This window comes from Pseudoalteromonas sp. SG41-5, from assembly GCF_014164495.1.
GTDB lineage: Bacteria > Pseudomonadota > Gammaproteobacteria > Enterobacterales > Alteromonadaceae > Pseudoalteromonas > Pseudoalteromonas rhizosphaerae.
Genome location: NZ_JACJFH010000125.1, coordinates 1 through 9,939 on the forward strand (window position 1 = coordinate 1; position 9,939 = coordinate 9,939).

11 protein-coding genes are annotated in these 9,939 nt (G+C 37.0%); 3 read left to right on the top strand and 8 right to left on the bottom strand.

The window, feature by feature from the left end; translation table 11 throughout:
- Nucleotides 1–307: 307 nt before the first annotated feature.
- A complete protein-coding gene (locus H5232_RS20825) occupies nucleotides 308–1,321 on the bottom strand; it encodes a LacI family DNA-binding transcriptional regulator (RefSeq protein WP_145233466.1) in 1,014 nt (337 codons plus the stop codon).
- Between the two features lie 35 nt (nucleotides 1,322–1,356).
- Nucleotides 1,357–2,355, bottom strand: a complete 999-nt coding sequence (gene glk, locus H5232_RS20830) for a glucokinase (RefSeq protein ID WP_145233464.1) — start codon at nucleotides 2,353–2,355, stop codon at nucleotides 1,357–1,359.
- Nucleotides 2,356–2,695: 340 nt separating this feature from the next.
- On the opposite strand from glk, the gene H5232_RS20835 reads away from it, so the two are divergent.
- Nucleotides 2,696–3,712, top strand: coding sequence for a LacI family DNA-binding transcriptional regulator (locus tag H5232_RS20835; RefSeq protein ID WP_149982408.1), 1,017 nt, complete (start codon nucleotides 2,696–2,698; stop codon nucleotides 3,710–3,712).
- Nucleotides 3,713–3,936: 224 nt separating this feature from the next.
- Nucleotides 3,937–4,569 (top strand): trimeric intracellular cation channel family protein, encoded by a 633-nt coding sequence (locus H5232_RS20840; RefSeq protein ID WP_145233460.1) that lies wholly within the window; start codon nucleotides 3,937–3,939, stop codon nucleotides 4,567–4,569.
- 266 nt (nucleotides 4,570–4,835) lie between these two features.
- On the opposite strand, the gene H5232_RS20845 is transcribed toward H5232_RS20840, so the two are convergent.
- Together H5232_RS20845 and H5232_RS20850 are read right to left on the bottom strand one after the other, a co-directional pair.
- Complete coding sequence (locus H5232_RS20845; protein ID WP_182762551.1) at nucleotides 4,836–5,690, bottom strand: CPBP family intramembrane glutamic endopeptidase; 855 nt, start codon at nucleotides 5,688–5,690, stop codon at nucleotides 4,836–4,838.
- A 340-nt stretch (nucleotides 5,691–6,030) separates the two neighbouring features.
- A complete protein-coding gene (locus H5232_RS20850; protein WP_149982410.1) occupies nucleotides 6,031–6,351 on the bottom strand; it encodes a DUF2834 domain-containing protein in 321 nt (106 codons plus the stop codon).
- 362 nt (nucleotides 6,352–6,713) lie between these two features.
- Here H5232_RS20850 and H5232_RS20855 point away from each other — a divergent pair, with 362 nt between their 5' ends.
- Nucleotides 6,714–7,481: a hypothetical protein gene (locus H5232_RS20855; protein WP_182719543.1), complete on the top strand. Its 768-nt coding sequence runs from the start codon at nucleotides 6,714–6,716 to the stop codon at nucleotides 7,479–7,481.
- Between the two features lie 251 nt (nucleotides 7,482–7,732).
- Here the strand turns inward: H5232_RS20855 and H5232_RS20860 are convergent, their stop codons facing one another.
- The 4 genes from H5232_RS20860 to H5232_RS20875 form a co-directional block, all read right to left on the bottom strand.
- Nucleotides 7,733–7,960 carry a hypothetical protein gene (locus H5232_RS20860; RefSeq protein ID WP_149982412.1) on the bottom strand — a complete coding sequence of 76 codons (228 nt, stop codon included), beginning with the start codon at nucleotides 7,958–7,960 and terminating at the stop codon, nucleotides 7,733–7,735.
- 200 nt (nucleotides 7,961–8,160) lie between these two features.
- Nucleotides 8,161–8,580, bottom strand: coding sequence for a hypothetical protein (locus H5232_RS20865; protein ID WP_182831440.1), 420 nt, complete (start codon nucleotides 8,578–8,580; stop codon nucleotides 8,161–8,163).
- A 269-nt stretch (nucleotides 8,581–8,849) separates the two neighbouring features.
- A complete protein-coding gene (locus H5232_RS20870; protein ID WP_182831441.1) occupies nucleotides 8,850–9,227 on the bottom strand; it encodes a VOC family protein in 378 nt (125 codons plus the stop codon).
- 59 nt (nucleotides 9,228–9,286) lie between these two features.
- The gene (locus tag H5232_RS20875; RefSeq protein ID WP_149982415.1) at nucleotides 9,287–9,667 is read right to left on the bottom strand and encodes a hypothetical protein; all 381 of its coding nucleotides are present in this window, start codon (nucleotides 9,665–9,667) and stop codon (nucleotides 9,287–9,289) included.
- Between the last annotated feature and the right edge of the window lie 272 nt (nucleotides 9,668–9,939).

Genomic DNA, 9,939 nt, shown 5'->3' on the forward strand with positions numbered 1-9,939 from the left:
TTCTCGCATTAGGCTCTTTACGTGATAAAGCTAAAAGTTGCTTGGATTTTTCTAAGTTCAATTTAGTAAAAGTAGATAAGTATCAGTGTGCTAATTAGATCACATAATTTGGCAGATTGGTATAAGTTCAATTTAGTAAAAGTAGATAAGTATCAGTGTGCTAATTAGATCACATAATTTGGCAGATTGGTATAAGTACCTATGAGCGGATAAAAAAACCCAGATAGCAACAACATGCAGACTGCTTTGTTAAGCAAAAAAATGCCCGAGTAAGCGTCACTCAAACTCGGGCAACTGTGAAAAGCCTTTATCTAACTTGTGCGGTAGACTCGCGTGTGATTAATCGCGCTTCAAGCGTAACCTGATACGGTTGCTCTTGCGGATCACCAATATGCTCAATCAGTTTAGTAACCGCTTGTTTGGTCATTTCTTCAACCGGTTGCGCTATGGTAGTAAGACCAGGCCAAATATGACGAGCAATTGGCGCATTATCAAAACCCGCGATAGAAATATCATCGGGTACTTTAAATTGACGTTGTGTTGCCAATTTTAATACCGCCGCAGCCATGTAATCATTTGATGCAAATACGGCGGTTGGACGTGGGGTTAAATCTAAAATGCTGCGCGCACTATCGACCCCAGAATGATAACTAAAGTTACCCTCTTCAACCAAACGTTCATTAAATTCAATGCCGTGCGTACTAAGCGCTCTGCGATAACCTTTGAAACGCTGCTCAGTGGCACTGTGATCTGGGTGGCCTTTAATAAACGCGATCGCTTTATGGCCAAGCTTAATTAAGTGCTCAGTGATCTCAAATGCGCCCTGCTCATCATTACTGCGTACTGAAATTGAATCGTCTTCAAGCACTGCTGATGCAACTCGTGCATACGGAATTTTTTTACTTTTGAGAAAATCGACTAATACCTTAAAATCTGAAAATGGCGGCGTCAATACCAAGCCATCAAGACGAGAAGATTGTAGTAAATGCTCAATATTACTGATCAACGCATCACCACGTAAATCACATGGGTGGATCAACAAGTTATAGTTGTTTTCTTGACACGCAGCAAGCGCACCAGTTTGCACCCGAGTGATATAACTTTTACTCGGGTTATCGTAAATGCAACCAATAATAAAACTACGATTTTGCGCCAAACCTCTGGCGATCGGGTTAGGAGTGTAATCTAGCTCTTTAAAAACCTTAAGAACTTTTTCACGGGTTGCATCACTAACATTAGGTTCATTATTTAAAACCCGAGACACGGTTTTTTTAGAGACCCCGGCATAACTTGCAACACTATTTATTGTAACTTTCTTCATCCAACCTTCCCAATAACACCCCTATGAGCGATGTATTATGACTGCTCATTGACGTGCAAACATGCAGCAGCACCAATAAGTGGAATATTATCTTGTGTGACTAACGTCACTGGTATTTGGCTCACATACTGCGACATGATCCCTTTAGCACCAAAACGCTCAACAAAACGACTAGCAAGTAAACGAGCTTGCATACGCGGTAAAATACCGCCACCAATATACACACCACCTAACGCACCAAATGCCAGTGCTAAATCGCCTGCGACACTGCCAATCCAATCACAAAATTGATTTAACGTAGCATCGCAAATGGCACATTCACCACTATTTGCTAATTCGCTAATTTGTGCAGCGGTTAAATTCTTAGCATCGACACCTTTTACAGCCGCCATGGCTTGATACAAATGAGCAATACCCGGCCCTGAAAATACTGTTTCGACCGATACATGTGGCAATAGCTTACGTAACTCGATGATCAGCTGAGTATCTAATTCACTCACTGATGCCAATGTTATATGCCCACCTTCACAACTCAAAACAGCACGTGATTGGCTAGTACGCACTAAACACGCCGCACCAAAACCAGTGCCCGGACCCATGACTGCAATATTTGCATCAGTATCGGCTTGTCCTGCTTTAACTGCAATGTTTTGTTGTGGATCTAAATAAGGTGCTGCATAGGCAAACGCAGCAAAATCGTTGATCACTTCCAGTTGAGCTAAATTAAACTCAGCTTTTACTTGTTCGACACTAAAGTGCCAACCTAAATTAGTTAAATGTACTTGGCCTGCTTTTATCGGTCCAGCCACGGCTAAACACGCGCGTCGAGGTTGAATATGACTAACTTGAGATAAATAATGCGTTATTGCCGCTTCCAATGAACCAAAATTGGCACTGGGAAAAATGATATTATGCTCAATAACGAATTGTTTTTCTTGTAGGTTAAAAGCAGTAATTAAAGCAAAACGGGCATTAGTGCCGCCGATGTCGGCCACTAAGATAGGATCGAATTCTGAATTTGGCTTGGAGTTCATCGTGTTTTCTCTTTTGTCTAAGCGGTTTATATACTTAGCTATAACCGTGCTTATTATTGTAATTTCAATGGTCTTGCTATCGCTATGAGATAAACTTTGAGCTATCACCTCAAAGTAGTTACTCTAGTATAAAAAAATGCTGCCCAACTAAATGGGCAGCCAATACGTTTTGACAACAAAATGATAAAACACCCGCATTATGACACCGGTGTCAGGGTTGGATCAATAAAAATTTTAAATTACTGATAAATTACTGATAAATAGCTTGTAAAAATCAGCAAATAAACGAGAATAACACGAGTTATTTGCACTTTAGTTACTTGAAATAGTTAGGTTGTGTATGAAAGGTAAAGCTACATCGTTTGACATTGCACACTACGCAGGGGTATCACAATCCACTGTCTCGCGCGCCTTGCGCAACAGTCCATTGGTTAATGAAGAAACCCGCAAACGTGTTTTTGAGGTAGCCAAACAGCTTAACTATAAAGTCGACAAAAATGCGAGTAACCTTCGAACTCAACAAAGTAGTACATTGGCTTTGTTACTGTTTGAAGATCCCACAGCAGATGAATCACAAATCAATCCGTTCTTTTTAGCGATGCTCGGCAGCATAACGCGTGCTTGCGCAAAAGAAGGGTATGACTTATTGGTATCGTTTCAATCTGCAAGCTCAGATTGGCAAGCGGACTACGAAGACAGTCACCGTGCTGATGGTATTATTTTATTAGGTTATGGCGATTACATTGATTTTCAGCCTAAATTTAATACCTTGCTTGAACAAAACACCAAATTTGTTTGTTGGGGAGCAACGGTAGATAATCGTGCCGATTTAACAATTAGCTGTGATAACTATGGCGGCGGCCAACTTGCTGCTGAGCATTTATTGGCGCATAACCGAACTGATTGCGCATTTATTGGTGATGCATCTGATCATAGCCCTGAATTTTTTGCCCGTTTTAATGGCTTTAAAGACAAGTTAAAACAACATGCTATTACCTTAAGCGAGCGAAAAATAGCGAATGCGATTTCGACCGAAGAGTCTGGTTATCATGCCACACGTTCGCTTATTGCCAACAATATTACCTTTAATGCCCTTTTCGCAGCTAGCGATCTGATTGCTATAGGTGCAATACGCGCTTTAAAAGAAGCCAATATTAACGTGCCGAAAGATGTAGCCGTGATAGGTTTTGATAATATTTCGATTGCCAGCTATGTAAACCCGCCACTCACAACCATAGAGCAAAACACCACAATAGCAGGACAAATGCTAGTTGAAAACTTACTAAAACTAATTCGTGGTGAACAAGTACAAAGCACCCTACTAACACCGCGACTAATTGCACGAGGTTCCAGCTAACTACATATATTTTATTACATTATTTACGGTCTTTTGTCCTTATTTTTTTATAATTACACGCTAGGTCAACGTACTATTAACAGCCAATTCACACATTGATTTCACATTAGTTTTTTTTATCTGAAACTGAGCGTTTTTAGTGTAATTTCTCACTCGTCTTTTTATTAGTTTCTCTCTACAATCGCACTTTTATTTTTGCTCTTAAAAATTCAAGTGAATATCTTATGCTATTAACTATTGTTTATATTATTGGTATTACAGCCGAAGCCATGACCGGTGCGCTGAGTGCTGGGCGCAGAAACATGGATTGGTTTGGGGTTATGTTAGTAGCCAGTGCCACAGCAATTGGTGGTGGCAGCGTACGCGATATTTTACTTGGCAATTACCCTTTAACTTGGGTAAAACATCCAGAATATTTATTGATCACCTGCGTTGCCGGTATTATTACAACTTGGCTTGCAAAATGGGTGGTTAAATTTAAAGGCATTTTTATGCGTTTAGATGCCCTTGGGCTTGCCGCATTTAGTATTATTGGCTGCCAAGTGGGGCTTAATATGGGTTTGCACTATGGTATTTGTGTAGTCGCTGCTATTGTTACCGGCGTATTTGGTGGATTATTACGTGATTTAATTTGTCGCCAAGCGCCGCTAGTATTACATCATGAGCTTTACGCCAGCGTAGCGCTGATTGTAGCTTGTTTATATCTAGCACTACACCACTACAACATTGATGACAACATCAGCGTTATTACAAGCCTAGTTGTAGGGTATTTAATACGCATGGCATCGGTACGCTTCAAATGGCGCTTACCGACGTTTAGTTTATTAGAACCAGCTAATTTGAAAAATGAACAGTAAAGGCAGTCATTTATTAACCCCTGCTCATAAGCTTTTCAATAGTCCAATTACTTTTTAGGCTATTGAAACAGCCAAAAAATATTATTTTCATACGTTAAAACTAAATAGTTTTAACGGCTGTTTTATTTTGAAAGTAATTATTGAGTAATAAAGATTGTAATAAACTTGTACCACTTGATGTTGCCCAATATAAACCAATAGCAGAGGGGAAGTTTATTAAGGTAATACACAAATAACACCATCAGTACTTGATAGCATATAGTTATTTAATAAGAGGGTGTTGCAAGCATAGGGTAAGTAAATAAGAAAAAGTGAAACACATTAACGAGCCAATGGCATAAAATAGCCCACTCTAAACGCTGAGTTTTATAAAAAATGTATCCATAGCCAAAACCTGCAACAGCTGCCACTAGCATGTAACTAGCTCCAGCTGAAAAGTGTGCGAGTGAAAATAAACCAGTAGAGATCACAGGCGCTAGTAATGCAAACCGAGCCGAGGTTATCACTTTCGAAAGCTTAGTTTGTATTATCCCTCTAAATAACGCCTCTTCTGCAACGCAGGTAAAAAATAGATTAATTGCTATAAATAAAAACCAAAATTCGGGTACTTTAGGTGCAAACTCCATAAGGCCCAATATTAAAGCAGTGATGAGTGCAGCTAAAATCGTGATGGCAATAATCGAAAGTGGATGCCCTACCCTTATTGGTTTTAGCGTTTTATTTTTTGTAAAAAAATAAGCGCTCAGCATCAAACCCGCTAATGCTTTATCGAAATTAGCATACAGGGTAAATGCAATCGCATTGCTAGTAAGCTGTTCATTAACAACAATAGGCTGGTTATTAAAACCGGGGAACCAATGTAAGGCTAAACCAAGTGAGGCTATTACAAACAAAGGCGTTAAGATACTGCGTATTAACGCAGAGGTTGCAGATACCGAAAAGTGCAATAAGCCTAAATAAAACACAATAACAACAACTGCGTATAAGTTTATATATTCCTGATGATAGGCAGTTATAACACTTAGCAGCAGCAAGTATTGCCAAATTGGTTGGCGCAAAATTACTATCTTACAAAATGGAAAAACGCATAAAATAGATAGCGCTAGGAAACAAAAAGCCATGAATGTGTAATCTTATGTTTTAGATTTTAAAAAGGCTTTTTACTTTAATTAACGCCTTTTTCAGATCCGACCAGTTGTATGGTATTTATAAAAGTAAAAAAGCTCTGTCTGCTTTTTACATTTAATATTCATAATACAAAGCTCTATAAATGGTATTAGTATCTAAATAAATAACACCATTGAAGTACCAATAGCGCTAAAAATAGGGCTAACACCAGTAACTACGTCTCATTGCTTACATCTGGAAAATGATGGCGATTTTAAATTCAGTGCTAGTAAGTAGTAAAATGCGGAAAGCGCCAGATACTTGAAGATAGCTATTGACGCCATAACTTATTTGTTAGGGCTGTGATTCAAGGGACTGCTTTTCTTTGAGGTAAAGATAAAGTGGAAGCCCAAACGACACACCCACAAACAACGTGCCCAGCACAGCAAAATATCGATATGTCACTTTATTTCTGCGACCATCGACAATGATAAAACCCAACAAAACAACTGCAGACACTACAACATCAAGCCAAGCAAATACGCTGATAGAATTTGTCACCGCGTCATTAAACAAGAGACCAAGATCTAAACCATTTGTAACTAGCCAAGGAACAAAGGCGCCATAAGGAAGTAAAATTCCTAATAAAGTAAGAACCAGATAAAACCTAACCATTTCACCATCCTTGCAACTGTTTTTAGTAAGCCCTAATGAATCTGTAGAATAACTCGTTTTTAATTTATTTTTATTATTGTATCAACCATAGCCGAATTCCTATTTTGATTCAATCGTTTAGTGATTAACGGCTTTTGAAGTGGTTAGTGTGATTTGGTGTTTTTTAATATGAACCAAATAATTACAACTCCAAACTACCTAGTGAAATAAGAGACGCCCATTAACTATCAAAGATATGACATAAATTATTAGTCTTTCAAAATACCCACCATAACAACTCTATTGCAAAAACCTTTAAAATAGTTAAAGTGTTGTTCCGTTTTTTTATAAAAACCCCTGATTAGCTATAAGGCTTATAAAAAATGAAAAAGATATGTGTGTTACTTATTTTACTCATCGCCAGTGTCGCTAAAGCCGATGACATTAGTCAATATAAGTTCTATGCAACAGACAACTTCAGAGATGATCAGCAACCGGAGTTTGCCGCTTATATAAAAAATGGCGCTCCTTGTATTCAGGTTAAAAACCTAACAACCCATAAAGAGGTCCGCTTTTGTCAGATCACCAAAGGCATTAATTTAGCTGATGATCCTAACATCTACCCTTTTGATATTAATTTTTCAGGTCACCGATTATATTTCTTTGTTGCTGCCTATTGGGCTGATCAAGCTTGTACTATAGAACTGTCAAATATGACGATTAGTTGTGAGCTAAAAAACAAACCCAAAAAGGAAGAAGACGTTAAAGCAGAGCACCAAAAAGCGGTAAAAAAGAATGAGGTTGTCATCCCTCCTGCTGTTAAACATATAGAGTTTGGCAATGTAAAAGAAGCAGAAGGTCTGTTTCGTCTTATTCTTAATAATTCTGAAATGAACCCATGTTTTACCATTGAGCATTACAGTACATCCCTATTTGATGGCCCAACAAACATTAAACATGTTTGTAGTGCCATAAATAAAACGGACGACTCAATCATTGATCTTATAGGAAAAGACGGCAACTGGTGGTTTGAAAACTTTAATTGGCAAGGTAATAACTTAGCATTTGAAATAAATGCTATGGGGGGTAATTATAAATGTGAATTACCATTACCATTTACCGAGCAATCTGAAGCCTTATGTGTAAGATAAATCACATATTTGTGCAATGTAATCGCCACTCGAAGATTATTGGTTATATTTTATCAGTTTAGAGAGCTCATTTTGAGTCCCATTAAGCTCAGCTTTTTATTTACTGCTTACCAAATATGCCCAAGATGCGCCCGTGTAAGTCAAAAGTTGGGCGCGCAATTCACATAAGCGATTTAAAAATTAACGAGACTATGAAGTTGTTTAACATTAAAAAACTGTACTACTATCATGTCTTTCATTGTGCTTTATTTTCAAGTGGTTGCTTCCCATTGCAACCAATCAAAATCATGTTCGAGCATTTCCTTATTAAAATCTAAAAATGTTGAGCCTTCATTTAATAAGAACTGTCTGCGCTCGTCATTTCTCATATAAGCAGTCCAGTAAGGCAAGTAATTGGGATTATCAATACCAAAAATCAGTTCAAAATCCACTACATTTTCCTGCATTTCATCAAGCATTTTATTAGTTAGCCTAGGCATTTTACACCTTCAATACGAAAACCATTTTAGACCCAACAAACAAATAGAAGTAGATGGGTTTGTTAATTTATAATTTTTCCGCCGACGCGACCTGAAATATTAGTAATTCCTATGGCGAAAGAACAATCCGTATACGTTGTTAGTTTTAAGAAGATGACCTCTTTCTTGTAACTTAACGTTAATCGATAAGCTTGGTTACCTTAAGAGACAAAGCCATTTAATTTTAATGTCTTTTCAAATTCTACAGCTCTTTTTAAATCATTAATTGATACTTCATAGAGATTGTCGGAATTAAAATTAAACTCAATTGTAAGGTTGGTAGTTCCTATATGCACATAAGTTTTATAGCCAAAACATTCACATTGGGCATTATATTCAATCCATTTTTTTGTGCCATTTAATACTATTGGCGGTGGGCACCATTGTTTAGGTTCTTCATTATGGACGGTATGACAAACGCCTAACCGTTCTAAATAATTTAACAACTGAGCTTCATTTTCTGCTTCAATAATAGCATTAAGTTCAAAACGGTCGTTATAGTGCCCACCTTTGGGACTTTTAATTTTAAAAATATTACACTTTTTAAGCTCAGTTTTAAACTCTTGAGAGTACATTGACATCCCATTAACCCTATTATTTATGAAGAAATTTTAGATAAATACAGCTCATAAAAAGTAGTTTCCCCACCTAGTTAAAAAGTGAAGGCTACATAAATGAAACTAACAAGCCTAAAAAATGACTCGTTTAAATTTATTTTACTGCTGAGCAACCATAATCAAATTAATCTTTTGATTCAATTTTTTACTAGTTTCTCCTTGGTTCGTCATTATAGTAATTAAGGATTTTTATGGAGCTAAGAACTCATTTTTTTATTTACGATTTTATGCAATTATTTGATAGTATTAAAGAAAACCCACTTACTAGTGTCTACCTCATTAGTATCATCAAAGCATTCAGATGTAATTTGAATCGTATTTCCATCAGAATCAAAGAACCTTGCTACATATCCACTTGGCTGACTCCAAACCATTTCAAATTTTACGCCAAGTGAAATAAGGCTATCGCAATAGGATAAAAAGTTAGTTTTTACTTCATAGCCGAAATAGCTCAATCCGGTAGGATTTCCGTGTGAATTTAATAGCCATATTCCGGCATTATCATTTTCAGGAAAGGTTAGAACACAGTCCAGATCCTTAAATTTTAAAGTCTTATGATAAAAATTAAATAGTCGGTCATAATCATCTGTAAATAAATATACGTTAACCATGAGTAATCTCTGTTTTTTGTAAGCCCAACTCGGATTCTAAATTTATGTTTAAGACCTTGTTAGACATTATTACAACTTAACCATATTTTATAATACAGCAAGGCAATACTAGCCTCCGTAATAACTGCCAGTAAAATACCTATACCAGCAAATCCACGTAAATATTCAACACTACCAAGAAAAGCCAATGCAAACATAGAAACGGAAAGACTCAAACATATAGCCTGCCTAGATTCTGAATGCTCAGCATTTCGGCCAAACCAACTAAACACTGATATTCCGAGAAATAACATTGCAGCCCTTCTACCGATAAAGAAAGCAGAGTTATTTTCATCAATATTAAACAACATAAATAATACTTCCGGAATAAGTATAAGAACCAAACACAAAGTGAATGCAATAGCTGCTGTAATTATGCTAACTACTTTAAATTTAATCATACTCCCCCTTGAATGCCAAACAAGGCTGTAGAGTAACTCCTACAGCCAAATTCAATTAAAAAAGTGCATATTCTCCCCAGCTTTGATCACCCAATGGCATTAACTTTGATCACTTATTCTCATTAAGCTTTGATCACGAAAATCTCTCGATAATGATCACTTTTGTGTTCTTAATGATTTTGCCGATCAAAGCTTAATGCCACTCGTAACCGAGTTCACGTTTTATCATTTTTGTAGGTATGTTAAACCGTTATCTAAATCATTTGATGAGG